This is a genomic window from Microbacterium sp. SCPM-O-B-15248 (M128), assembly GCF_058214835.1.
Map to the genome: position 1 here is coordinate 1 of NZ_JBYQLI010000005.1, position 24,316 is coordinate 24,316.

The window sequence follows — 24,316 nt, forward strand, 5'->3', positions numbered from 1 at the left end:
ACGGACACATTTCCGGGGGAAGGATCGTCATGTCGAACGACGACGCCAATGATCGCAATGTCAATGGAGGTCGTTCCGACGATCGTTCGCGCCCCCGATCGGGATCGTCCGGTGCGGGGCGTCCGTCGGGCGGACAGCGTGGCAATGCCCGTGATTCGTCCGCTCGGCCTTTCAAGCGCGATGACGACCGTTCGTCTCGCCTTCGTAGAGACTCCGACGGGCGACCCGCTCGTCGCGACGGCGATGCCAGCAGCCGTCCCCGTCGTGATGGCGACGCGCGTCCGCGTACCGGCGGCTCGGATGGTCGGCCGCCGCGCGACGGTGCTCGGCCCTTCAGCGGTGGAGTCGATCGCTCCCGCCGTGAGGGGGACGGTCGTCCGTTCCGCCGCGACTCCGACGGCGCGGGTCGGCCGCGCCGTGACGGCGATTCGCGCCCGTTCCGTAGCGGAGCCGCCGGTGAAGGGCGTCCGCGTCGCGAGGGTGACTCGCGTCCTTATCGCCCGCGTACGGAGGGTGGGGACTCGCGTCCTTATCGCCCGCGTACGGAGGGTGGGGACTCGCGTCCGTATCGTCCCCGTGGTGAGGGCGGTGACCGCCGTCCTTCTGGCGACCGCCGCCCGTCCGGCGATCGTCGCCCCGGTGCGGGTGCGCCGAGGCGCTTCGATCGCGAAGATGCCCGCGCGACCCGTCCTCCTCAGGATCAGCGTGAGCGCGGTCCCGAGATCCCGGAGGAGGTCACCGCTCGGGATCTTCCGGGTGCCGCGCGCAATGAGCTCAAGACCCTCAGCAAGGACAACGCGGAGAATGTCGCGCGCCACCTGGTGATGGCGTCGCGACTGATCGACGAAGACCCGGCTCTCGCTCACGCGCACGCCCTGGCGGCCTCGCGCAGCGCGGGTCGTGTCGCCATCGTCCGCGAAACGGTCGCGATCACGGCCTATGCCATCGGCGACTTCGCCCTCGCTCTCCGTGAACTACGTACCCACCGCCGCATCTCGGGCTCCGATGAGCAGCTGCCCCTCATCGTGGACAGCGAGCGTGGTGTCGGACGGCCTGATCGGGCGCTCGAGGAGGGCCGGTCGGTCGACCGCTCCACGCTGCCCGCTGCGGTCCGGGCCCAGCTCGCCATCGCCATGTCGGGCGCACGACTGGACGTCGGCGAGCCTGAGCGCGCTCTGCAGGAACTCGAGATCCCGGAAGCCGACCCCGATCGCGCCTTCGAGTGGAGCCCGGCGCTGTTCGCGGCGCGCGCGGCCGTACTCGAGGAACTCGGTCGAGAGGACGAGGCCGCGGAATGGTTCCGCCGGTCCGAGGTCGCTGCTGACGCCCTCGATGCGGCGGCCGGCGTCGCCGACCGCGAAGTCATCGTCGTCGAAGAGATCGACCTCATCGATGACGAGGGCGGAGTCGAGGTGGCATCCGGGGTCGTGCCCGTCGAAGACACCACGACGGAGAGCTCCGTCGCAGCGCACGTCGACACGGTCGAAGCGGCCGCCGAGGCGGACGACACCGAGGGGGAGCACCCCGCACGCGACTCCGACGAGGGGCAGGACGAGACACGATGATCTTCGGGCGGAGCAAGTCGGGTGCCACGCCACTGGACGGAGTGGACGTCGTCCTCGCCGACCTCGATGGTGTCGTCTACGCCGGTCCGGGCGCTCTGCCGCACGCGGTGGACAGCTTGAACCGCGCCGCTGACGAGGGGCATCGCCTCGGCTACATCACCAACAACGCCTCGCGGACGGATGCGTCGGTCGCCGAGCACCTGACGTCTTTGGGGCTGACGGTCGCGCCCGAAGACGTCGTCACCAGCCCGCAGGCCGCGATGCGGCTCCTGCGAGAGCTCGTTCCCGCCGGCTCGACGTTGCTCGTGATCGGGGGAGAGGGACTCGTCGTCGAGGTCGAGAAGGCCGGCTTCGTGGTGACACGCAGCGCAGAGGATTCCCCGGCCGCGGTCGTGCAGGGCTTCGCCCCCGAGGTCGGATGGGCCCAGCTCGCCGAGGCGGCGTACGCTCTGGCGACACCGCTCGACGAGGGCGGCATCCCGTGGGTGGCCACCAACACGGACTGGACGATTCCGCAGGCGCGCGGTATCGCACCGGGCAACGGCACGCTCGTGTCCGCAGTGCACACCGCCGTCGGACGGTTGGCCACGGTCGCGGGCAAGCCGGAACGTCCGATCTTCGACGTCGCGGTTGCGCGCACGGGCGCGAGCTCGCCGCTGTTCATCGGCGACCGGCTCGACACCGATGTGCAGGGGGCGCGGGCAGCCGACATGCGGTCGGTCCTGGTCCTCACGGGGATCGATCGCCCGAAGCAGGTGCTGGCGGCGCCGCCGAACCAGCGTCCGGACTTCATCGTGAGCGACCTGCGGCAGCTGTTCGAGCCGTACCCGGCCACCGTCGTCAAGGGCGACCGCACCCGCGTCGGGGATGCCATCGTCGAGATCGACGGAGTGGACTTGCGCATCGTGTCCGCGGGGGAGCAGCAGATCGATCTGCTCCGTGCCGGCGCTGCGGCCATCTGGAACTCCGGCCGTGCGATCTTCGGTTTCCGCGTGCCCGAGCAGCTGTACGCGGATCCGTTCCGCGTGCGCTGACGCGGATACGATGGCATCCATGTCGGATGATCGCGAGACGGATGCCGGTGCCGAACTGATCGGCCGCCTCCGCATCATCGAGGACCAGCCCCTCGAGACGCGAGCCGACGCCTACGCCGCTCTGCACGACGAGCTCGCACGACGGCTCGAATCGGGTGCCGCGACGCCGGCAGACGGATGAGCGGCCGGCTCGACGCGGAGCTCGCTCGGCGAGGACTCGCGCGTTCTCGGACGCACGCCGCACAGCTGATCTCGGATGGGCTGGTGACGGTCGACGGAGACGGCGTGGTGAAGCCGTCCGTGCGCGTCGACGACGACACCCGGATCGAGGTCGCCGTCTCGGACCACTACGTCAGCCGCGGGGCGCACAAGTTGATCGCGGCACTCGACGCCTTCGGTGTAGACCCCGCGGGGCGGGTCGCGCTCGATCTCGGCGCGTCCACCGGGGGATTCACACAAGTGCTGCGCGAGCGCGGGGCGGCGCCCGTTCTGGCGGTGGACGTCGGGCACGGACAGTTGTCCCCAGCGGTGGCCGCCGATCCCGAGGTGGTGTCGGTGGAGGGGTATAACGTGCGCTTCATGACCGCCGACTCCCTCGCCGCAGCGACCGGGATCGCCGAGCGCCCTGCCGTCGTCACCGGCGACCTGTCCTTCATCTCGCTGCACCATGTGCTGCCGGCGATCGTGGCGACGGCGGCGCCCTCTGCCGAGGTCGTCCTCCTCATCAAGCCCCAGTTCGAGGTCGGCCGCACCGCGGTCAAGGGCGGTCTCGTGACCGACCCGGCCCTGCGTTCGGACGCCGTGCACGGCGTCCTCTGGGCCGCGTGGGATGCCGGTCTGCGCACGGCGGGGATCATCCCTTCGCCGATCGTGGGAACCCATGGCAACCAGGAGTATGTGGCGTGGTTCTCGGACGCGCACGGCACCGACCCCTCAGAATGGGAGAGCACCGTGACCCGACTGACCGGAAGCCGATGACCCCCAGCGAACGCCGAATACTGATCGTCGTCCACGCCCGCCGAGACGACACCGTCGAGGCGGCACAGCGTGTGCTCACGGCGGTGCGTGCTGCCGGAGCCGTGCCGGTGGTCTCCGCCGAGGACCGACCCGAGCTCGCCGAGCGGTTGCCGCTGGACGGGGTCGAGACGCTCGGCGTCGACGTCGGCGTGGAAGACCTGGAGCTGGCGATCGTCCTCGGCGGCGACGGCACGATCCTGCGCGCGGCCGAGACGGTGCGCGGCGGCACGGCGCCGATCCTCGGCATCAACATGGGTCATGTCGGCTTCCTCGCCGAGATCGAACGCGACGACATGGATGATGCCGTCCGCCGTGTGATCGCCCGCGACTACCGCGTCGAGGAACGCCTCGCCCTCGCGGTGAAGGTGCTGGATGCCGACGATCGGGTGATCTTCGAGACGTGGGCCCTGAACGAGGCCACGGTCGAGAAGGCGAGTCGCGAGCGCATGCTCGAGGTCGTCATGGAGATCGACGGTCGCCCCCTGTCGTCGTTCGGATGCGACGGTGTCGTCATGGCGACGCCCACCGGCTCGACGGCCTACAACTTCTCCGCCGGAGGGCCGGTCATCTGGCCCACGGTCGAGGCGATCGCGGTGGTGCCGCTCTCGGCCCACGCCCTCTTCGCCCGCCCGCTCGTCGTGAGCCCCGATGCCACGGTCGCCGTCGAAGTCCTCGAGCGCACGAGCGGGAGCGGCATCCTGTGGTGCGATGGGCGTCGCTCGCACGATCTCCCGCCCGGTGCCCGCGTCGTGGCACGCCGGTCGTCGCGGCCGGTGCGTCTCGCGCGGCTGCACCCCGCCGCGTTCACCGACCGGCTCGTGCGCAAGTTCCGGCTTCCGGTGACCGGATGGCGTGGCTCGCTCGGAGGGATGCCGTGATCGAAGAGATGCGGCTGCGCGATCTCGGAGTGATCGCGGACGCGACCCTGCCGATCGGGCGCGGCTTCACCGCGATCACCGGTGAGACGGGCGCGGGCAAGACGATGGTCGTGACCGGGCTCGGACTCCTCCTCGGCCAGCGCGCCGACTCGGGCGCCGTGCGGTCGGGCGCGGCCCAAGCGGCGGTCGAGGGTGTGTGGGTGGTCCCCGAGGACGGGCCGGTCGCCGCGCGCGTCCGCGAAGCCGGAGGAGACATCGAGCCGCTCGGCGACGGAGCCGCGGAACTTTATCTCGGCCGCACGGTCTCGAGCGAGGGGCGGGGACGGGCCACGGTGGGGGGACGGACCGCGCCGGCCGGCGTGCTCGCCGATCTCGCCGACGACCTCGTCGTGGTGCACGGCCAATCCGACCAGCTGCGGTTGCGTTCGGCATCCGCTCAGCGCGACGCGCTCGACCGGTTCGGTGGAGATCCGGTCAGCGGCGCGCGGGCGGCTTACCGTGCGGCGTGGGACACCTGGCGAGCCTTGGATGCCGAACTCGCGACCCTCACCACCGACCGCGACGACCGTGCGCGCGAGGCCGAAGAGCTGCGCGCCGCGATCGCCGAGATCGAGGCGGCGGCGCCCGTGGCCGGCGAAGAGGAGGAACTCCAGCGCCGGGCCGAGCGTCTCGCGAACGCCGAGGAGCTCCGGATCGCCGCGGTGAGCGCGCACGCCGCTCTCTCCGGCGACGACGAGACGCCTGACATCGTGACGCTGCTCGCCGAGGCCCGTCGGTCCCTCGAGCGGGTATCGGCGAGCGACGCGGCCCTCGCCGCCATCGGCGAGCAGGTCGCCGACCTCGGCTACCGCGCGACCGACGTCTCCGTCGCGCTCTCGGGGTACCTCGCCGACCTCGATGAAGCCGGACCGCACGAGCTCGCCGCCGTGGACGAGCGGCGCGGGGTCCTGGCGGCGCTGACCCGGGCGCACGGATCCGTGGATGCCGCGATCTCGTTGCTCGAGACCGGATCGGCGCGCTTGCTCGAACTCGACGACGACGGGGATCGGATCGAGCGCCTCACGGTACAGCGCGATGCGGCGGCCGCCGACCTCGACTCCGCGGCCGAGACCCTCACGAACGCCCGGCGCGAAGCCGCCGAGCGGCTCGGTGCCGCGGTCACCGAGGAACTCCACGCCCTGGCCCTGCCCGACGCCCACCTGAGCGTCGAGGTGACGGCCTCGTCCACGCCCGGGACGCACGGGCGCGACGACGTCGCGATCCTGCTCGCCCCGCACCCCGGTGCCGACCCGCGACCCGTGTCGCGCGGAGCCTCCGGCGGCGAGCTCAGCCGCGTCATGCTCGCGATCGAGGTCGTGATCGCCGGTGTCGATCCGGTGCCGACGTTCGTCTTCGACGAAGTGGATGCCGGGATCGGCGGTGCCGCGGCGATCGAAGTGGGGCGGCGACTCGCCCGGCTGGCGGAAACCTCGCAAGTCATCGCGGTCACCCACCTCGCCCAGGTCGCCGCGTTCGCCGGTAACCATCTCACGGTGGTCAAGGGCAACGACGGGTCGGTGACGGCATCCAGTGTCCGCCGGCTCGAGGGAGCCGAGCGCGAGGCCGAGATGGCGCGTCTGCTGTCGGGGCTGAGCGACTCCGACGCGGCGCTGACCCACGCGCGCGAGCTGCTCGCGACGGGACGCACCGCCCGGTGATCCCACCCCTCCGACACCGGATCGTCACGCCCGGGTGACACCACTGTCGGAGGTCGATGTCAGACTTCCCTCAACGCGCGGCGCTCGCCGCGCCTCCACCCTCCGACTCGACTGATAGGATCGAAGCCCGTGATGCAGACTTCGGACGCGGGACATTCAGACGACACCACGGCATCGGCCTTCACCACGAAGCACATCTTCGTGACCGGAGGTGTGGTCTCGTCTCTCGGCAAGGGCCTGACGGCGGCAAGCCTCGGCAACCTTCTCACGGCGCGGGGTCTCCGCGTCGTCATGCAGAAGCTCGACCCCTATCTCAACGTGGATCCCGGGACGATGAACCCGTTCCAGCACGGTGAGGTGTTCGTCACCGACGACGGGGCCGAGACCGACCTCGACATCGGTCATTACGAGCGCTTCCTCGACATCGAGCTGAGCCAGGCCGCCAACGTCACGACGGGCCAGATCTACTCGCAGGTGATCGCACGCGAGCGCCGGGGCGAGTACCTCGGAGACACCGTGCAGGTCATCCCGCACATCACCGACGAGATCAAGCGCCGCATGCGCTTGCAGGCCACCGAGTCGCCGCAGCCCGACGTGATCATCACCGAGATCGGCGGCACGGTCGGCGACATCGAGTCGCAGCCCTTCATCGAGTCCGCGCGCCAGATCCGTCACGAGCTCGGCCGCAAGAACGTCTTCTTCGTGCACGTGTCGCTCGTGCCGTTCATGGGCGCCTCCGGCGAGCAGAAGACCAAGCCCACGCAGCACTCGGTCGCGGCGCTGCGCTCCATCGGCATCCAGCCCGACGCGCTCGTCCTGCGCAGCGACCGCCCCGTGACGGAGTCGAACAAGCGCAAGATCGCGCTCATGTGCGACGTCGACGAGGACGCCGTGGTCAACGCCGTCGACGTGCCGAGCATCTACGACATCCCGACGATGCTGCACGATCAGGGCCTCGACAAGTACATCGTCGACTCGCTCGACATCGACACGGCCGCCGACGTCGACTGGTCGCGCTGGCAGCGGGTGCTGCAGGCGGTGCACAACCCCAAGCACGAAGTCACGATCGGGCTCGTCGGCAAGTACATCGACCTCCCCGACGCGTACCTGTCGGTGACCGAGGCGATCAAGGCCGGCGGATTCGCCCAAGAGACGCACGTGAAGATCACGTGGATCCCCTCCGACCTGTGCGAGACGCCCGAGGGCGCGGCCAAGGCGCTCTCGGCGGTCGACGGGATCATCGTCCCGGGCGGCTTCGGCATCCGCGGGATCGAGGGCAAGCTCGGGGCGCTGCGGTTCGCACGCGAGCAGGGCATCCCGACCCTGGGCATCTGCCTGGGCCTGCAGTGCATGGTCATCGAGTACGCGCGCACCGTCGCCGGGCTCGAAGGTGCGTCGTCGAGCGAGTTCGACCCCGACACCGCGCACGCCGTCGTGGCGACCATGGCCGAGCAGATCGACATCCTCCAGAGCGGAGACCTCGGCGGCACGATGCGCCTGGGCCTGTACCCCGCCGACCTCGCCGAGGGATCCCTCGCCGCCGAGGTGTACGGAGCGAACCGCGTGTCGGAGCGCCACCGCCACCGCTACGAGGTCAACAACGCCTACCGTCAGCAGCTGAGCGACGCCGGCCTGGTGTTCTCGGGACTGAACCCCGACCTGGACCTCGTCGAGTACGTCGAGCTGCCGCGCGACGTGCACCCGTATTACATCGCCACGCAAGCGCACCCCGAGCTGCGTTCGCGGCCGACCGAGCCGCACCCGCTGTTCCGGGGCCTCGTCGGTGCGGCGCTCGAGCGCCACCGTTCGAGCGAACTGTTCGACGTCGAGGAGGACTGACATGGAATCGCTGCGCGACGAGCCCCTCGACCTGGAGGTCGTCGCCAGCGACCTCGTGTATCGGGGCGCGGTGTGGGACGTCCGGTCCGACACCGTGCGCTACGGCGACGACGAGATGACCCGCCAGTACGTCGAGCACCCCGGCGCTGCGGCGGTCGTCGCGCTGGACGACGAGGGTCGTGTCGTGCTCATCCAGCAGTACCGGCAGCCGATCAAGGAACGCGACTGGGAGATCCCGGCCGGCCTGCTCGACGTGGCCGGGGAGCCGCCCGTCGAGACGGCCAAGCGCGAACTGGGCGAAGAGGTCGACCTCGCGGCCGACCGCTGGCAGCATCTCGTCTCGATCCACACGACCCCCGGCGGGAACGACGAGGTCGTGCACCTGTTCCTCGCCCGGGGGCTCTCCGACGTCGTCACCGACTACGAGCGCGAGCACGAGGAGTCCGACATGCGCGTCGAGCGGGTGCCGTTGGCCGACGTGATCGAGGGAGTGCTGGCGGGGCGTCTGCGCAACGGCATCCTGGCCACCGGCGTGTTCGCCGCCGCCGAGGTGCTGCGTCGCGAGGCCGCGTCGGCGTGACGTGAAGCTCGAGCGCGCCGTCCAGACGTACCTGCGGCACGTCGCGCTCGAGCGAGGGCTGTCGGAGCACACCGTCGACGCCTACCGACGTGACCTCGCCGTGTACACGGCGTGGTTGGGGGAGCGCGGCATCGACGAGGTCGAGGCCGTGACGTCGGCGACCGTCGCGGAGTTCGCCGCGGAGCGAGCCGCGGCCGAGCCGCCGCCGGCCGCATCCTCGCTGGCCCGCCTGCAGTCGTCGGTGCGGGGATTGCACCGCTTTCTCGTGCGCGAGGGAAGCGTCGCCGACGATCCGAGTGGACGGCTGCGCCCGCCGCGTGCGCCCCAGCGACTGCCGAAGGCTCTCTCGATCGGGCAGGTGGAACAGCTGCTGGATGCCGCGGGGCCGGCGCCCGGGTCGGCGGATGCGGCCGGGGCCGATCCCGCCGCCGTCCGCGACCGCGCGCTGCTCGAGATGCTCTACGCGACCGGCGCCCGTGTCTCCGAGATCGTGCAGCTCGACGTGGACGACACCGCCCACGGCGATGTCCTGCGGCTACGGGGCAAGGGCTCGAAGGAACGGATGGTCCCGGTGGGGTCCTACGCGCGCGCCGCGGTCGACGCCTACCTGACGCGCGTGCGCCCGGGGTGGGCGGCGAAACGGCGGGCGACGCCCCGGTTGTTCCTCGGGGTCCGCGGTGCGCCGCTGTCGCGCCAGAGCGCATGGCTCATCATCCAGGCGGCCGCCGAGCGCGCCGGTCTCACCGCGCACGTCTCGCCCCATACGCTGCGGCACTCCTTCGCGACGCACCTCCTGCAGGGCGGCGCCGACGTTCGCGTGGTGCAGGAACTCCTCGGTCACGAGTCCGTGGCCACCACCCAGATCTATACGCACGTCTCGGTCGACGCCCTGCGCGACGTGTACGCCACCGCTCACCCGCGGGCGCGCTGAGCGGACCGAGGTGGTAGCGGCCGCGGGTCGTGGCTGCGCGGGTTGGCCGGGGAGGTGGCATCCGTCCGGTGTCATCGGACCAGGGGATGCCGTGGAAACAGGGGGATTCGACGGGTGTCGGCCTGTTCTCGGTGCGTGGCCTGTTCTGGGTGCGGGCGGCGGCGGGGGAGGCCGCGGGTCGTGGCATCCGTCCGGTGTCACCGGACCAGGGGGTGTCGCGGAAACAGGCGGATCTTCCCCGGTTCGGCCTGTTCTCGGTGCATGGCCTGTTTTCGGCGCGCGGGGTGCGGCGCCCGGGTCGCGCGCGGGCGCTGGGCATCCGATACCTGCCGGGGAGGGCGGCATCCGTTCTGCGGTGTCGAGAACAGGGGATGCGACTGGGACAGGGGGATTCGACGGGTGTCGGCCTGTTCTCGGTGCTTCGCCTGTTCTGGGCGCGCGGTAGCGGGCGCCCCGCGGGTCTCCCGGCGCGCGGCGGGGTGGCGAGTAGACTCGGCAGCGTTATGACGAAGGCGGGAGACTCGGTGTCGGCGAGCACGAAGGGGACGGCGAAGAACGCGGACGAGGTCATCCTCGGACCCACAGGTCGCCCGTACCAGGGGTTCCCCACCCCGCCCGCGCTCGACAGCCACGGTCCCGCGCGCATCATCGCGCTGTGCAACCAGAAGGGCGGCGTCGGCAAGACGACGACGACCATCAACCTGGCGGCGTCGCTCGCCGGCTACGGCCGTCGCGTCCTCGCGATCGACTTCGACCCTCAGGGTGCGCTGTCGGCGGGGCTCGGCATCCAGACGCACGACATGCTCACGATCTACGACCTGCTGCTGGACACCAAGCGCGACCCGCGCGACGCGATCGTGCCGACCCGTGTCGAGGGCCTCGACCTGATTCCGGCGAACATCGACCTGTCCGCCGCCGAGGTGCACCTGGTCAACGAGGTTGCGCGCGAGACGATCCTGGCCCGCGTGCTGCGCAAGGTCGCCGCCGACTACGACGTCGTGCTCGTCGACTGCCAGCCCTCGCTCGGCCTCCTCACCGTCAACGCCCTCACCGCGGCCCACGGCGTGCTCATCCCGCTCGAGTGCGAGTTCTTCGCGCTGCGCGGTGTCGCGCTGCTCATCGAGACGATCGACAAGGTGCGCGACCGCCTCAACCCCGCGATCGAGCTGGACGGCGTCCTCGCCACGATGTACGACCCGCGCACGCTGCACTCGCGCGAGGTCCTCGAGCGCGTCGTCGAGGCGTTCGGCGACGACGTCCTCGAGACCGTCATCGGGCGCACGGTGAAGTTCCCGGATGCCTCGGTCTCGGGCATGCCCATCACCGAGTTCGCGCCCGAGCACGCTGCCGCGCAGGCCTACATGCGGTTGGCGCGGGAACTGGTCGCCCGTGGCGCTGTCGCCTGACGGCGGCACCGCTGCCAGCCCGCTCGAGAGCGGGGATGCCGAGGCCGCGGGCTTCCGCGTCTCGCTGCCCGTCTTCGACGGCCCCTTCGATCTGCTGCTGAACCTCATCTCGGCGCACGAGCTCGACATCACCGAGGTCGCGCTCAGCCGCGTCACCGACGAGTTCATCGCCTACCTGCGCGCCCTGGGGCCGGACGGCGATCTCGACGAGGCATCCGAGTTCCTCGTCGTCGCCGCGACCCTGCTCGACATGAAGATCGCAGGTCTCCTGCCGCAGGGCGAGCTCGTGGATGCCGAATCGGTGGCGCTCCTCGAGGCGCGCGACCTGCTGTTCGCGCGCCTGCTGCAGTACCGGGCGTTCAAGGAGGTGTCGGCCTGGTTCGCGCGCTGTCTGCAGCGCGAGGACCGGCGTCACACGCGGAACGTCCGTCTCGACGAGAAGTACCGCAGCGCCGTCCCGGAACTGGTGTGGACGCTCAGCGCCGAGGACTTCGCCGCGCTCGCCGTGGTCGCCCTCGCGCCGAAGCATCCGCCCACCGTGGGGCTGGACCACCTGCACGCGCCGCTGGTGAGCATCCGCGAGCAGGCCGCGATCGTCGTGACGCTGCTGCGCGGCGCCGGCACGCTGAACTTCCGTGACCTGGTCGCCGGGGTGACCCAGACCGGGGTCGTCGTGGCACGGTTCCTCGCGATCCTCGAGCTGTACCGCCATGCCGCGCTGTCGTTCGAGCAGCTCGAGCCGCTGGGGGAGCTGACCCTGCGCTGGACCGCCGAGAGGTGGTCGGAAGAGAACCTCGCCGCACTGGGAGCCGATTATGACCGATGACCCGACCGCCCTGGCCGGCGCTGTCTCCGCCACTGAGGCGGCGGCCGCGCCGCGCCCGAACGACGCGGCATCCGTGGCACGTCGTCTCGAGGCGATCCTGCTGATCCTCGACGAGCCGCAGAGTCTCGTCTCGCTCGCCGCCGCCGTCGGCGCGCCCGTGCCGGCCGTGCGCCAGGCGATCGAGGGACTCGTCGCCGACTACGACGGCGAGACCGGCGGTCCTCGCCGCGGCTTCGAGCTCCGCGAGGTCGGTGGCGGATGGCGGCTGTACGTCCGCGAGGAGTACGACGACGTCGTGGGCGAGTTCGTGAACACGCAAGCGCCCTCGCGCCTGTCACAGGCGGCGCTGGAGACCCTGGCCGTCATCGCGTACAAGCAGCCCGTGACGCGGGGGCAGGTGGCATCCATTCGGGCCGTGAACGTGGATTCGGTGGTGCGGACGCTGCTGGCTCGTGGCCTGATCACCGAGGTGTTCACCGACCCCGACACGGGCGCGATCCACTACGGCACGACGGATCAGCTGCTGATCAACCTGGGCATCAACTCGCTCGACGAGCTGCCCCACATTTCGCCGTTGCTCGACGACGGCGCGGACGGATTCGACGGAGAGGTGCTCAGATGAGCGAGATGGATGCCGAGGGCGTACGGCTGCAGAAGGTGCTCGCCAACGCGGGAGTGGCCTCGCGCCGGGTATCGGAGCAGATGATCGTCGAGGGACGCGTGCGGGTGAACGGTGTCGTGGTGACCGAGCTGGGCTCGCGCATCGACCGCGAGAACGACCTCGTCGACGTCGACGGAGTGGCCGTGCAGCTGGACGCGTCCAAGCGCTACGTCATCCTCAACAAGCCGACGGGCGTCGTCAGCTCGATGAGCGACGATCGCGGGCGCCCCGACCTGCGCCGCTTCACCGGGGAGTGGGAAGAGCGCCTGTTCAACGTCGGACGCCTGGATGCCGACACGAGCGGGCTCCTCGTGCTCACCAACGACGGCGACCTCGCGCACGTGCTCGCCCACCCCTCGTTCGGCGTCACCAAGGTGTACATCGCGAAGGTCGAGGGGCTCGTGACTCCGCAGACGATCTCGCGGCTGACCATGGGCGTCGAACTCGAGGACGGACCGATCGCGGCCGACAAGGCCCGCCTGCTGGATGCCTCGCAGGGAGCAAGTCTGGTGGAGTTGACGCTGCACTCCGGGCGCAATCGGATCGTCCGGCGAATGATGGCCGAGGTGGGCCACCCCGTCGTCGAACTGGTGCGGCGGCAGTTCGGCCCGCTCCACCTGGGAACTCTCCCGGTGGGGAAGGCGCGGGAGTTGACTACAGTAGAACGTGGCGCACTGCTCACGCTGTCTCGTCGAGACGGCGACACTCCGGCCGCTCCGGCCGAGTGACCGTCGGGCGCCGCGCGGTGCGAGTGTCACCGCCAGGGCAGCAGGAGACCCGATGATCGAAGCGAACGGAACGCCCGCGCGCGCGGACGCGCCCTTGGCGACCCGCACGAGCGGCACCGTCCGGGTGGTCGGATCGGGTCTGCTGGGCGCGAGCATCGGTCACGCGCTGACCGCGCGCGGTGTCGATGTCGTGCTCGCCGACACCTCCCCGTCGCAGTTGCGTCTGGCGATCGACTACGGCGCCGGCCGCGCCGAGCGGGCGGACGACCGTCCCTCGCTCGTCGTCGTCGCCGTGCCGCCGGACGTCGTCGCCGACGTCGTGCAGCGGGAACTCGCGGCCTTCCCCGGCGCGGTCGTCACCGATGTCGCGAGCGTCAAGCTGGACCCGCTGCGCACCTTGCGCTCGCGCGGGGTCGATCTCACGCACTACATCGGCTCGCACCCGATGGCCGGCCGTGAGCGCGGGGGAGCGATCTCGGCCCGCGCCGACATCTTCGTCGGACGCCCGTGGGTCGTCTGCCGCGACGGCGAGACCTCCGCGCGCGACCTGTCGCTCGTCGAGGGCCTCGCCCTCGACCTCGGTGCCTCGCTCGTGGAGATGACCCCCGAAGAGCACGACGAGTCCGTCGCGCTCATGTCGCACGTGCCGCAGCTGGTCGCGAGCCTCCTCGCCGGTCGCTTCGTCACCGCTCCCGACGGCTCGCTCCGACTCGCGGGGCAGGGCGTGCGCGACACGACCCGCATCGCGGCATCCGCTCCCGAGCTGTGGGTGCAGATCCTCGGCGCGAACTCGGCCCCCGTGGTCGAGGTCCTCGACCAGCTCGCGGCCGACCTCACCGACGTCGCCGAGGCGCTCCGCGAACCCGACGCCCCCGGTGCCCGTCGCACCGTGGCCGACACGATCCGCCGCGGCAACGAGGGCGTCGAACGTCTGCCCGGAAAGCACGGCCAGAACCGCCGCTTCGACTCCTTCGTCGTCATGGTCGACGACACCGCCGGTCAGCTCGGGCGCCTCTTCGGCGAACTGGGCGACCTCGACGTCAACGTCGAAGACCTGCGTCTCGAGCACTCGCCGGGGGCTCCCTTCGGTCTGGCCGAGATCAGCGTCGTCCCCGACGCCGTCCGCCGAGCCGTTGACGGGCTCCAGCAGCGGGGATGGCGGATTGCGAGCACCACCCATGACTGAGCCCCTCACCAAGCCGTCGGTCGACGCGCCCGTGACCGTCGTGGCCATCGACGGACCCGCCGGCAGCGGCAAGTCCAGCGTGTCCAAGGCTGTCGCCGAGCGCCTCCGTTTCGGCTTCCTCGACACCGGCGCCGCGTACCGCGCCCTCGCGTGGCACGCGCTCGAGCACGAGGCCGACACCTCCGACGCCACCGCGGTGCTGGAGGTCTTCGGCGACTTCGATTACGCCATCTCGCTCGACCCGGCGGACCGCTGGGTCCGCGTCGGGGGGACCGATGTCACCGCCGCGATCCGCGAGCCCCGCGTAACGGATGCCGTGAGCGGCGTGGCCCGCGTCCCCGCCGTGCGGCAGGCCGTCAACGACCTCTTCCGTCGGCTCGTGGCATCCTCGGGTCTGCGCGGTGTCGTGGTCGAGGGCCGCGACATCACCACGGTCGTGTACTCCGATGCGCCGGTGCGCATCCTGCTGACCGCCGCCCCCGAGGTGCGTGCCGCCCGGCGCAGCGCCGAACTCACCGACCACGATGCCGCCAAGGTGGCCGCTGCGCTGCACCAGCGCGACGCCGCCGATTCCACGGTCGTCGACTTCCTCACCGCCGCCCCCGGCGTGCAGGTGGTCGATTCGACCCACCTCGATTTCGAACAGACCGTCGACGCCGTCCTGAACGTCGTCGACTCCACGATGGGAGCCCGCGATGGGCGTTGAAGACGAGTACGAAGGCGGGCCCGACCAGCTCGCCGAGAAGATGGCCGAGCTCGACGAGGTCCTGGCCGAACAGCGCGCGCAAGCGCTGCGCGCCGGCCTCGAGGACTTCGACCTCGACGAAGAAGATGCGCAGCTCCTCGCGGGCCTCGCATCGGGCGAGGACGGCATCGAGTTCCTCCCCGCGCTGCCGGTGGTCGCGATCGTCGGCCGCCCGAACGTGGGCAAGTCGGCGCTGGTGAACCGCATCCTCGGGCGTCGCGAGGCCGTCGTCGAGGACACCCCCGGTGTCACCCGCGACCGCGTCACGTACAAGGCCGAGTGGCTCGACCGCCGCTTCTCGCTCGTCGACACCGGCGGCTGGGAGCCCGACGCACGCGGCATCGACCGCTCGGTGGCGGCGCAGGCCGAGGTCGCGATCGACCTCGCCGACGTCGTTCTCTTCGTCGTGGATGCCACGGTGGGCGCGACCGCGACCGACGAGCACGTCGTGCGGTTGCTGCGCAAGACCAAGAAGCCGGTGTTCCTCGTCGCGAACAAGGTCGACGACGCCCGCCAGGAGCCCGAGGCCGCAGCGCTGTGGAACCTCGGACTCGGTGAGCCGCACCCCGTCTCGGCCATCCACGGCCGTGGCGTGGCCGACCTGCTCGACGAGCTCATGAAGGTGCTGCCGCAGATCTCGGCGGTGGCGAAGTACGAGATCGGCGGCCCGCGCCGCGTCGCGATCCTCGGTCGCCCCAATGTCGGCAAGTCGTCGCTGCTGAACAAGGCCGCCGGCGAGGAGCGCGTTGTCGTCAACGAGCTCGCGGGCACCACCCGTGACCCGGTGGACGAGGTCGTCGAGCTCGGCGGCAAGCTGTGGACGCTCGTCGACACCGCCGGCATCCGTCGTCGCGTGCACCTGCAGCAGGGCGCCGACTTCTACGCGTCGCTGCGCACCTCGACCGCCCTGGAGAAGTCCGAGGTCGCCGTCGTCGTGCTCGACGTGTCGCAGTCGATCAGCGTGCAGGACCTCAACATCATCGACCTCGTGCTCGAGTCGGGGCGCGCGCTCGTGCTGGCGTTCAACAAGTGGGACCGTCTGAACGACGACGACATGGAGAACGCCGACCGTCGCCGCTACCTCGAGCGCGAGATCGAGCAGGACCTCGCGCACGTGACGTGGGCGCCGCGCGTGAACATCTCGGCGCGCACCGGCCGTCACCTCGACAAGCTCGTGCCGGCGCTCGAGACGGCCCTGGAGTCGTGGGATCAGCGCATCCCGACCGGCAAGTTCAACGCGTTCCTCGCCGAGCTCGTTGCCGAGCACCCGCACCCGCTGCGCGGAGGCAAGCAGCCGCGCATCCTGTTCGGCACGCAGGCGTCGACGCGCCCGCCGACATTCGTGCTGTTCACGACCGGGTTCCTCGACCCGGGCTACCGCCGGTTCATCCAGCGGCGCCTGCGCGAGATCTACGGCTTCGAGGGCACCCCGATCGTGCTGAACATGCGCATTCGCGAGAAGCGCCAGCGCTGAGTGCTGTGCAAACGCCCCGGCTTCGGCCGGGGCGTTCGTCGTTCGTGGCGTGGCGTGGCGCTCGCCGGCCCGGCGGCCCGGCTGTCGGCGGCTCGGGGCTCGGCGCCTCGAGACTTCATCCTGCTGACATCTTGCGCGCGGCGTGCAGTGGAGATGTCAGTCAGTTGCACTCTCGAGAGTCGCGGCTCGGCGTGTCACTGTTTCTGAAAGACACCTGAGAGTCGATAGAGTCCACAGCGGCGGACCATTCCGGGCCGTCGGAGTGGCATCCCTTCGATGCCGTGACGGGGGATCACCATGACCAATCCGCAGGCCGTTCCGGCGCTGAATCTGCCTTACTACGGAGCGCCGATCGGTGCCGCCGTGCAGCGCTTCTTCAAGAAGTACGCCACCTTCACCGGGCGCGCCAGCCGCAGCGAGTACTGGTGGTGGGCCCTGGTGCAGGCCGTCGTCTCGTTCGCGTTGACGTTGCTGGCCGTGGCAACGAGCGGCCGGACCGTCGACGAGTTCGGCAACCCGATGGCCCCAACCGGTCTGGGCCTGGTGTTCTTCATCGTCTACCTGCTGTGGGCGCTGGCGACGATCATCCCGCACCTCGCCCTCACCGTTCGTCGCCTGCACGACACGAATCGCAGCGGTTTCTGGATCTTCATCGCCTTCGTGCCGTTCGTCGGTGGGATCATCCTGTTCGTCTTCATGCTTCTGGACTCCAAGCCGGAGGGCGCACGCTTCGACGCGTGACCCCGTCCTCGACGCGCCCCGACCAGCCGGTTCGGGGCGCGTCGTCGTTTCGGCGGCGGCATGTGACGCAAGGCGCGCCGGGCGCTGCGGGGTGTGCCAGGCTGGGGGAGATGACGATCCAGCCTCCTGCCCCGGGCGAACCGCGGCGTCCGCACGGGCCCCGCGATCCCGGTGACGCGTGGGTCGTCGCGCCCACGGGCGAGAAGTACTGGGGCCGATTCGGCGCCGCGGGTCTGCTGGCGCTCGACGCGCAGCGCGGTGTGCTGCTGCAGCACCGGGTCTCGTGGAGCCACTTCGGCGACACCTGGGCCCTGCCCGGCGGCGCCCGGCACGAGGGCGAATCCGCCCGCGACGGGGCCCTGCGCGAGTCGGCGGAAGAGGCGGGCGTGCCGGTGGATGCCGTGCAGCCCCGCTTCGAGAGCGTGCTCGACCTCGGCATCTGGAGCTATTCGACGCTCGTCGCCGACGTGACGACGCCGTTCGAGCCGGTGATCAGCGACCCCGAGAGTGTGGCGCTGGAGTGGGTGCCGATCGACGAGGTGGCATCCCGTCCGTTGCATCCCGGATTTGCCTCGGCGTGGCCGGCGCTGCGCGACGCGCTGTCGGCGCGCCCCGCCGTGATCGTCGACGTCGCGAACGTGATGGGCTCGACACCCGACGGGTGGTGGAAAGACCGCGCCGGCGCGGCCGAACGCCTGGTCGGACAGCTCTCGCGGCTGGCCGTCGAGGGAATGGATGCCGAGCACCTCGGCCTCGCGGCCACGCGCTGGTTCCCGTTCGTTGCGGCGGTGCTCGAGGGCGAGGCGCGTTCCGCCGACGTGGATGCCGAGCAGGTCCGGGTGTTTCGCGCCCCGGGGTCGGGCGACGACGAGATCGTCGAGGTCGCTCGCTCGCTCGTGGGTCCGCGGAACCCCGTCATCGTCGTGACCAGCGACCGCGGGCTCGCGGCGCGGGTCGAGGAACTCGGGGCGTCGGTGCGCGGCGTGCGGTGGTTGCGGGAGCAGCTGGGCTGAAGGGCCGGGGCGGGCGTCAGTCGAGGTCGCGGCCGCGGAGCTTCTCGATGTCGCGGCGGTCGCGCTTGGTGGGGCGTCCCGCGCCGCGGTCGCGGACGGGTACGAACGGCATGCTCTCGCGAGGGGGCGGCGGGGGAGTGCGGTCGTCGACCGACTCGGCCACGAGGGCGGCGCCGACGCGCTTCGCGATCGTCTTCTTCACCACGAGGATGCGGTCGAAGCCCTGGATGCGCACGCGCAATTCGTCGCCTGGGCGCACCGGCTGAGCCGCCTTCGCCCGCTCGCCGTTGACCCGCACATGCCCCGCGCGGCACGCCGTCGTCGCGGCCGACCGGGTCTTGTAGACGCGCACGGCCCACAGCCACGCGTCGACGCGCGCGGTGGTCGTGGCATCCGTCATCGAAGCTCCTTCGGGGGGACCTCCATCGTAGGTCGGGGGATCAGTCGCGGAGCGTGAGGGACACGAGGGCGCGGTCGGGCTTCGGGCGAGCGACGACGGTGAAGCCCGCGTCTTCGAAGACGGACACCGTGCCGCGGTAGAGGTCGTTCACCGGGATCTTCGCGGCGGCGGGGTCGCGCGGATACCCCTCCACGACACGGGCACCGCCGTCGCGGGCGGCCTCGACCGCGGCATCCAGGAGGTCGCGCATGAGACCGCTACCGCGATGCTGTGTGCGGACGACGAAGCATGTGACCGCCCAGACGCTGTCGTCGTCGAGCGGTTCCGTCGTGGAACCGGTGACGGCGCGCGTGCGCGCAAGTCGGGCTTGGGAGGTGCGCGGACCGACGCGCACCCACCCCGCGGGCTCGCCGTCGACGTAGGCGATGAGTCCCGGCGGGCGGTCGCCGGCGATCTCGGCGCGGAACATCTCGGTGCGGTCGGCGACGGATGCCTCTTTCCACGGTCCGTTCGGCAGCAGCCACCACTGGCACTGGCACTCGGGCCCGTCGCCGCTGTCGAGCGCGAGCTCGGCGTCATCGAAGCGGTCATCGGTCGCGGGGAGGATCTCGATGCTCATGCCGCGACCGTAGCGAGGGGGTCCGACACGGACAAGGGATGCCGCGGGGGTTGCGGGGGCGGTCCACCATGGTGCGCGACCGGACGCATAGCGGCGCACGAGCCGCAAGCGAACCCCGCACGCGACCGCACACACGCCCGGGTCGCCGCTGGTTCGCGGGACGCCCGCAGAGCGGGTAAGATAATCGAGTTGCCCGCTCGCGGGCGACGGGATGTGGCGCAGCTTGGTAGCGCACTTGACTGGGGGTTAAGGGGTTTGCCCCGCTCTGGTCGGCCCGAACAACTGAAAATCTATGCCACGGGCTGTGGCGCAGCTTGGTAGCGCACCTGACTGGGGGTCAGGGGGTCGCAGGTTCAAATCCTGTCAGCCCGACGTAAAAGCCCAGGTGAGAGTAGGTTTCTCGCCTGGGCTTCTTCATGTCCGGGGGTCGTTTTCCGTGGTCCCCCTCTGGTCCCCCGGCGCTCTCGCTGGTGGTCGACTGTGGACGAACGGACCGCCCTGGACCTGCTTCCTGTGGATAAGGGGACCAAAAGGGGACCAGAACGCTTCCGGGAGCACTCCCGCGGGGGTGGGAGCGCATCACAGGCCCCTGGTCGCGGGGCTGCTGCGCCGGGCGTGCTTGCGTTGTCCGGCGGCGGAGAGGAAGGCGTTGGCCTGCTCAGCGGCGGAGGCGAGGTGGCGGTCGTCGGGGTGCAGGTAGCCGCGGGTGGTCTCCATCGAGGCGTGCCCGAGGATGTCTTGGAGGACGTGCAGCGGGATGCCGGCGTCGGCCATCCATGTCGCCCCGGTGTGGCGCAGGCCGTGCCGGGTGAGGTCAGGCAGCCCGAGCTTCGCCACGACGCCGTCCCAGTTCGTGGCGTCGCGGACGGTCGCAGTGGTGAGGTAGCCGCCCTTCGGACCGACCAGCAACGAGTCCGCGGGCTCCTTGCCGTCGGTGAGGCGTTCGAGCACGGGTCGGAGCGGTTCGAGGATCGGCACGCGTCGCTCTTTGCGGCTCTTGGTCGGCTTCGTGACCAGGCCACCCTTGCCGGGGAACGCCTGTCGGCGGATCATCACGAGGTTCTTGTCGAAGTCGACATCCCCGACCTGCAACCCAGACACCTCTGAGGACCGGGCCGCGAGCAGCGCGGCGAGCATCACGAAGTCGCTGTAGGACTGATGCACCTTCCCGCATGCGCGCGCGAGGCGGTTGAGGGTCTTCATGTCCGGGATCGCGTGCGCCCGCGGGGAGGCGTGTTCGGCGGACTGGCCGCGGAAGGCGTTGCGGTTCAGGCTCCGCTTGGCACGGTTCTTCGCGGGGTTGATCTGGATCAGCCCGTCCCGCACGGCTTCATCGAGCACCCGCACGAGCGGGGCGATGGTGTTCTTGATGGTTGAGGAGCCGTGACGCTGTTCCCACTCATCAATGGTGCGGTCGATGATCCCCGCGGTGATCTGGGTGACCGGCAGATGCCCGAGCGCGGGCAGCACCCGCAGCTTCAGCCCGTACCCGTAGGTCTCACCGGTGGAGGTCGGGTCCAGGCCACGCGCCCACCGGTCGCCGATGGAGGTGACGAACTCCAGCAGCGTCATGGACACGTCCATGCCCTTGGTCGAGGAGCTGCGGAGCTGGTCGAAGAACGCGTGCGCGGCCGCCTCATCCCGCACGATCTCCGATCGGATCACCCGGCGCTTGGTGGTCGGGTCCGTCCACCGGGCGCGGGCGCGGATGCCGTAGGAGCGGCGCTCCATGTCCGTGGAGACCTTCACACCGATCGGCGGGACCGGCTTGGGCTCGGCGGTCGGCTGCGGCTCAGCTCTCCGGGGCATGGTCGTGTTCCAGCTCGCTCAGCCAGCGGTCCACGGCGTCGAGCCGGTACCGGGCGATCCCGCCGAGGCGCAGGAACGGCGGCCCCGTGCCCGCCGACCGCCACCGCGACAGGGTGGACTCCGAGACCTTCAAGTACGCCGCGACCTCGCGGCTGTGCATGAGCGGCGACACCACGAGCGTTCCGTCGTCGCTCATGACAGTTCTCCGGTGTCGGGGTCGAGGGTGCGGTAGAACGCTTCCTCGGCGTCGCGGCGAGCCTGGACGTCGGCCATGACGAACTCCACAAACTCGGCGTCGCGGTCGATGATCGGCAGGTCCTCGATCGGGTCGGCGGGTTCCTCACCGGGCCAGACGGTCTGCCGGGTGGGCCGGTCGTGGTCGAGCTTCGTGCCGGACGCAGCGACCCATTCGCGCAGCCGCTGGCGGGCGTCGGCGAAGTCGCGGTGCCAGCCCAGTGGCGCGGAGCCGTTCTGCTCGGGGTCGTAGGCGCACAGCCAGTGCAGGTGCAGCGCGGACAGCTCCCATAGTAGCTCCGGGTGGGCGTACCAGGCGGGCGGGATCACCGCGGCGGGCAGACCGTAGGTGTGCCGCAGCCAGTCCACCCACCGGTTCAGCTCCAGCCACTCGACCTCGGCGTCGGCGGCGTTCAGCAGGTTCCAGTTGATCGGGTGTGGAGGCTCGGCGATCAGTGGGTCCTCGAAGCCCTCGTCGCCGCCGTCCAGCTCCGGGCCGGGCAGGTCGCCCGTGGTGGCGTCATCGTCGCGGGGATCGTCGGCCATGGTGTGCTCCTGTCTGCTCTCGCGGTCCCCGGTCATGCCGGGGCCTTGCTGTGGCAGGCAGGTGGGCGCGGAGACGCCTGGGCGTGTGCTCAGGTGTCAGAGCGGCGCAGCAGGGCCTCTGTCTGCGCACGGTCCGCGGTGAGCTGGGTGGCGTCGGGGCGCTGGGGCCACGGGTGCAGGTCGGTGACGATCGGGGGCGCGGAGCGCAGCAGCACGATCCCGGTGCCGAACGGGAGCCGGCGGATGCGGTCGGGCGGGAAGATTGGCACCCGCCGGACGGAGCGCTGGTTGGAGCGGGTGCCGTGGTCACCCCGCGTCACGGAGTCGGTGTACTCGTCGCGTTCCCCGACCAGCGCGCTCAGGTCTTGCAGATCGCGGCTGTTGGACGCGCCGCCGAGGATGACCTTCACGATCGACGCGTCCCAGATCGCGCCGGCCTGATGCTCGTTCCACTTGTCCCTGGCCTGCGCGAGGGACTGGAGCACTGGCATAGTGGTGATGCCCGAGCCGCCGCCTTCGGCCATGAGCGTCGGCAGCGACGGCAGGGGTGAGAGGTTGGCTATCTCGTCCAGCGCGAGCAGCATCGGCGGATCGAGCCGCGCGCCGGCCGATCGTGCGGCGAGGCGGCGGGCGGTCTCGATGAGGTCTTCCACGAGCGCCGCGACGAGCGCGGCGCTGGCCCCCGCGCCGGACCCGGTGGCCAGGAGGAACAGGGTGCCCTTGTGCTGGATGAAGTGCTCGGGGTCGAATCCTTCACCTGGGCCGGGTGAGACGGCATCGAGCACTCGGGGGTCGGCGAGCGATCCGAGGGCGAGGGACACGCCTTGCCAGATGGAGTCGCGGGTGCGGGGGTCGGAGTCGATCATCGCTTCCAGAGACTCGGCCCATCCGGTCGCCGCCTGGCTCGAGCCGGTCAGGATCGCCACCGCGTCGGCAGCGGCGGTCGGGTCGAGGGTCCAGCGGAACAGCTCGGCCGGTGGGCGGTGGTCGATCGCGGCGGCGTGCAGGAGCGCTTGCAGCGCGGCGCGGGTCTTGCCTTCCCAGAACCCGCCGCCGTCGACGCCGCCGGATGAGAGGCCGGTTCCGGCGGCGAGCCCGGTGGCGCGGATCATCGCGGTCTGCGGGGACTCACAGCCACGGATCGGTGACCACCGCATCCCCGCGGGCAAGCCTTCGGCGAGGTGCTGGGGGTCGAAGATCGCGACCGGCCCGACCCGGCTGCGGGCGCGCAGGGTCGCGGTCAGGTTGTCCGGGCGGGTCGAGGTCACCACGACGGCACCGGGGGCGTCGAGGATCGCGGGGATCACCAGGTGCAGGCCCTTGCCGGAGCGGGGCGGCCCGATGACCATGATCGAGTCCTCCACCGACGCCCACACGCCGGTGCCCTTGGAGGCGCCGAGCCGGTAGCCGACATCTTGCGGGCGTGGATCATCCAAGCCCGGGCGGAGGTTCCCGGCGCGGCGCAGCAGCGCCTTCTCGGACGCGGCGGCAGCGACCTCATGCCGGGTGGCGATGCCCGCCATCCGGCGCGGGTCTTGCTCGACTCGGTGCGTGTGACGGCGCAGCCGCGACCAGACCCACACGCCGCCGGTGATGAGCACGGCGAGCAGGAGGCCCGTGACGAGCCAGTAGACGACCGGGCTCATGCCGGGCGCGTCCAGGGCGCCAGCGGGATCGCTCGGATCGAACAGCACACCGATCCCGGACGCGGGACCACCGGCGGGCTGGCTCGTGCCGGTGAAGAATGCCGCGACGGAGCCGGCGCCGCGGAGCACCAAGGCGACGCCGAACAGGCCGACCAGCCCGATCATCGCCGCGTTGGTCAGCTCATCACCGAACGAGCCGGTCTGCCGGCCCTGACTGTTCATGGCAGCCGCCGGATGATCGTGGTGCCGGAGATGCGGCCGAACAGCAGCACCTCCACGACGCCGCCCGCAGCGTCCGGCCCGAGCCGGTCCGGGTCGACCAGGGCGCGGGCCGTGCCGGTGCCGGACACGTCGGTGTGCCCGGTGACGACGGCGACCGCCACGTCCTCTCCGGGAACGAACCCGTCACCTTCGACGGCGTGGAACGCAGGCCGCGGTGTCGGTTCCTCAGGCTCAGGCGTCGGGTGGGGTGCTCGGCGACGTCGGGTCGCGATGATGTCGGTGAAAGTCGTCCCGTCTGCCTCGCGGACCTCGACCCGCGCCGGAGTCGTCCGGTCATCCGTGGCGCGGTCGATGATCTGCCCGAACGAGGCTCGCCGCCACGGCGGCGCGAACGGGTCGGGGTCCAGCCGTATCCCGTCGACGGTGACGGCCACGGTGCCGTCCTTGCGCACGTCGAGCACGACGAGCGGAATGGACACGGGGACGGATTCGGGCTCGGCTCTCCTCATAACGGCGAGG

Annotated in this window: 26 protein-coding genes and 1 tRNA gene; 19 read left to right on the top strand and 8 right to left on the bottom strand. The window is 70.9% G+C overall.

Features of this window, described 5'->3' with window-relative positions:
- A partial coding sequence (locus AC3E6M_RS09850) for a hypothetical protein (protein WP_490529762.1) occupies nucleotides 1–866 on the bottom strand: 866 nt, incomplete at its 3' end.
- Here AC3E6M_RS09850 and AC3E6M_RS09855 point away from each other — a divergent pair.
- The 18 genes from AC3E6M_RS09855 to AC3E6M_RS09940 all read left to right on the top strand — a co-directional run bounded on the left by AC3E6M_RS09855 (nucleotide 825) and on the right by AC3E6M_RS09940 (nucleotide 18,321).
- The gene (locus AC3E6M_RS09855) at nucleotides 825–1,565 is read left to right on the top strand and encodes a tetratricopeptide repeat protein (protein ID WP_252371080.1); all 741 of its coding nucleotides are present in this window, start codon (nucleotides 825–827) and stop codon (nucleotides 1,563–1,565) included. The genes AC3E6M_RS09850 and AC3E6M_RS09855 overlap by 42 nt on opposite strands.
- Nucleotides 1,562–2,599, top strand: a complete 1,038-nt coding sequence (locus AC3E6M_RS09860; protein ID WP_490529763.1) for an HAD-IIA family hydrolase — start codon at nucleotides 1,562–1,564, stop codon at nucleotides 2,597–2,599. The genes AC3E6M_RS09855 and AC3E6M_RS09860 overlap by 4 nt, the downstream gene beginning before the upstream one ends.
- Nucleotides 2,600–2,618: 19 nt before the next feature.
- A complete protein-coding gene (locus tag AC3E6M_RS09865; RefSeq protein ID WP_490529764.1) occupies nucleotides 2,619–2,780 on the top strand; it encodes a hypothetical protein in 162 nt (53 codons plus the stop codon).
- Nucleotides 2,777–3,577 carry a TlyA family RNA methyltransferase gene (locus AC3E6M_RS09870; protein ID WP_138178185.1) on the top strand — a complete coding sequence of 267 codons (801 nt, stop codon included), beginning with the start codon at nucleotides 2,777–2,779 and terminating at the stop codon, nucleotides 3,575–3,577. Before AC3E6M_RS09865 ends, AC3E6M_RS09870 begins: the two co-directional genes overlap by 4 nt.
- Complete coding sequence (locus AC3E6M_RS09875) at nucleotides 3,574–4,494, top strand: NAD kinase (protein WP_138178183.1); 921 nt, start codon at nucleotides 3,574–3,576, stop codon at nucleotides 4,492–4,494. The genes AC3E6M_RS09870 and AC3E6M_RS09875 overlap by 4 nt, the downstream gene beginning before the upstream one ends.
- Entirely contained in the window at nucleotides 4,491–6,191 is a 1,701-nt protein-coding gene (recN, locus tag AC3E6M_RS09880; protein ID WP_490529901.1) for a DNA repair protein RecN, read from the top strand. The genes AC3E6M_RS09875 and recN overlap by 4 nt, the downstream gene beginning before the upstream one ends.
- A gap of 132 nt (nucleotides 6,192–6,323) precedes the next feature.
- Complete coding sequence (gene pyrG, locus AC3E6M_RS09885) at nucleotides 6,324–8,030, top strand: CTP synthase (protein ID WP_138177431.1); 1,707 nt, start codon at nucleotides 6,324–6,326, stop codon at nucleotides 8,028–8,030.
- A gap of 1 nt (nucleotide 8,031) precedes the next feature.
- Entirely contained in the window at nucleotides 8,032–8,610 is a 579-nt protein-coding gene (locus AC3E6M_RS09890) for an NUDIX domain-containing protein (protein WP_138177410.1), read from the top strand.
- 1 nt (nucleotide 8,611) lies between these two features.
- A complete protein-coding gene (gene xerD / locus AC3E6M_RS09895) occupies nucleotides 8,612–9,541 on the top strand; it encodes a site-specific tyrosine recombinase XerD (protein ID WP_490529765.1) in 930 nt (309 codons plus the stop codon).
- Between the two features lie 503 nt (nucleotides 9,542–10,044).
- On the top strand, nucleotides 10,045–10,947 hold the full coding sequence (locus AC3E6M_RS09900) for a ParA family protein (protein ID WP_252371051.1): 903 nt from the start codon (nucleotides 10,045–10,047) through the stop codon (nucleotides 10,945–10,947).
- Nucleotides 10,931–11,773, top strand: coding sequence for a segregation and condensation protein A (locus tag AC3E6M_RS09905; RefSeq protein ID WP_490529767.1), 843 nt, complete (start codon nucleotides 10,931–10,933; stop codon nucleotides 11,771–11,773). The genes AC3E6M_RS09900 and AC3E6M_RS09905 overlap by 17 nt, the downstream gene beginning before the upstream one ends.
- Nucleotides 11,763–12,395 (top strand): SMC-Scp complex subunit ScpB, encoded by a 633-nt coding sequence (gene scpB / locus AC3E6M_RS09910; RefSeq protein WP_138177417.1) that lies wholly within the window; start codon nucleotides 11,763–11,765, stop codon nucleotides 12,393–12,395. Before AC3E6M_RS09905 ends, scpB begins: the two co-directional genes overlap by 11 nt.
- Nucleotides 12,392–13,162 (top strand): pseudouridine synthase, encoded by a 771-nt coding sequence (locus tag AC3E6M_RS09915; RefSeq protein WP_490529769.1) that lies wholly within the window; start codon nucleotides 12,392–12,394, stop codon nucleotides 13,160–13,162. The genes scpB and AC3E6M_RS09915 overlap by 4 nt, the downstream gene beginning before the upstream one ends.
- Nucleotides 13,163–13,214: 52 nt before the next feature.
- Nucleotides 13,215–14,348: a prephenate dehydrogenase gene (locus AC3E6M_RS09920; RefSeq protein ID WP_490529770.1), complete on the top strand. Its 1,134-nt coding sequence runs from the start codon at nucleotides 13,215–13,217 to the stop codon at nucleotides 14,346–14,348.
- Nucleotides 14,341–15,054 (top strand): (d)CMP kinase, encoded by a 714-nt coding sequence (cmk, locus tag AC3E6M_RS09925; RefSeq protein WP_490529771.1) that lies wholly within the window; start codon nucleotides 14,341–14,343, stop codon nucleotides 15,052–15,054. The genes AC3E6M_RS09920 and cmk overlap by 8 nt, the downstream gene beginning before the upstream one ends.
- Entirely contained in the window at nucleotides 15,044–16,567 is a 1,524-nt protein-coding gene (der, locus tag AC3E6M_RS09930; RefSeq protein WP_138177425.1) for a ribosome biogenesis GTPase Der, read from the top strand. The genes cmk and der overlap by 11 nt, the downstream gene beginning before the upstream one ends.
- Before the next feature lie 297 nt (nucleotides 16,568–16,864).
- Complete coding sequence (locus tag AC3E6M_RS09935; protein ID WP_138177427.1) at nucleotides 16,865–17,308, top strand: DUF805 domain-containing protein; 444 nt, start codon at nucleotides 16,865–16,867, stop codon at nucleotides 17,306–17,308.
- Between the two features lie 110 nt (nucleotides 17,309–17,418).
- On the top strand, nucleotides 17,419–18,321 hold the full coding sequence (locus AC3E6M_RS09940) for an NUDIX domain-containing protein (RefSeq protein WP_490529772.1): 903 nt from the start codon (nucleotides 17,419–17,421) through the stop codon (nucleotides 18,319–18,321).
- A 16-nt stretch (nucleotides 18,322–18,337) separates the two neighbouring features.
- Here the strand turns inward: AC3E6M_RS09940 and AC3E6M_RS09945 are convergent, their stop codons facing one another.
- Entirely contained in the window at nucleotides 18,338–18,721 is a 384-nt protein-coding gene (locus AC3E6M_RS09945; RefSeq protein WP_490529773.1) for an RNA-binding S4 domain-containing protein, read from the bottom strand.
- A 40-nt stretch (nucleotides 18,722–18,761) separates the two neighbouring features.
- A complete protein-coding gene (locus AC3E6M_RS09950) occupies nucleotides 18,762–19,340 on the bottom strand; it encodes a GNAT family N-acetyltransferase (protein ID WP_490529774.1) in 579 nt (192 codons plus the stop codon).
- A 298-nt stretch (nucleotides 19,341–19,638) separates the two neighbouring features.
- Between AC3E6M_RS09950 and AC3E6M_RS09955 the strand changes: the two genes are divergently transcribed.
- Nucleotides 19,639–19,712: transfer RNA gene (locus AC3E6M_RS09955), tRNA-Pro, on the top strand.
- A gap of 207 nt (nucleotides 19,713–19,919) precedes the next feature.
- Here AC3E6M_RS09955 and AC3E6M_RS09960 read toward each other — a convergent pair.
- The 5 genes from AC3E6M_RS09960 to AC3E6M_RS09980 all read right to left on the bottom strand — a co-directional run bounded on the left by AC3E6M_RS09960 (nucleotide 19,920) and on the right by AC3E6M_RS09980 (nucleotide 24,276).
- Nucleotides 19,920–21,149, bottom strand: coding sequence for a tyrosine-type recombinase/integrase (locus AC3E6M_RS09960; protein ID WP_341360873.1), 1,230 nt, complete (start codon nucleotides 21,147–21,149; stop codon nucleotides 19,920–19,922).
- Nucleotides 21,133–21,345: a helix-turn-helix transcriptional regulator gene (locus tag AC3E6M_RS09965; RefSeq protein WP_268777298.1), complete on the bottom strand. Its 213-nt coding sequence runs from the start codon at nucleotides 21,343–21,345 to the stop codon at nucleotides 21,133–21,135. Before AC3E6M_RS09965 ends, AC3E6M_RS09960 begins: the two co-directional genes overlap by 17 nt.
- Nucleotides 21,342–21,929: a hypothetical protein gene (locus AC3E6M_RS09970; protein WP_490529775.1), complete on the bottom strand. Its 588-nt coding sequence runs from the start codon at nucleotides 21,927–21,929 to the stop codon at nucleotides 21,342–21,344. The genes AC3E6M_RS09965 and AC3E6M_RS09970 overlap by 4 nt, the downstream gene beginning before the upstream one ends.
- Before the next feature lie 89 nt (nucleotides 21,930–22,018).
- Nucleotides 22,019–23,797 (bottom strand): TraM recognition domain-containing protein, encoded by a 1,779-nt coding sequence (locus tag AC3E6M_RS09975; protein WP_341360874.1) that lies wholly within the window; start codon nucleotides 23,795–23,797, stop codon nucleotides 22,019–22,021.
- The gene (locus AC3E6M_RS09980) at nucleotides 23,794–24,276 is read right to left on the bottom strand and encodes a hypothetical protein (protein ID WP_308420487.1); all 483 of its coding nucleotides are present in this window, start codon (nucleotides 24,274–24,276) and stop codon (nucleotides 23,794–23,796) included. Before AC3E6M_RS09980 ends, AC3E6M_RS09975 begins: the two co-directional genes overlap by 4 nt.
- Nucleotides 24,277–24,316 lie beyond the last annotated feature (40 nt).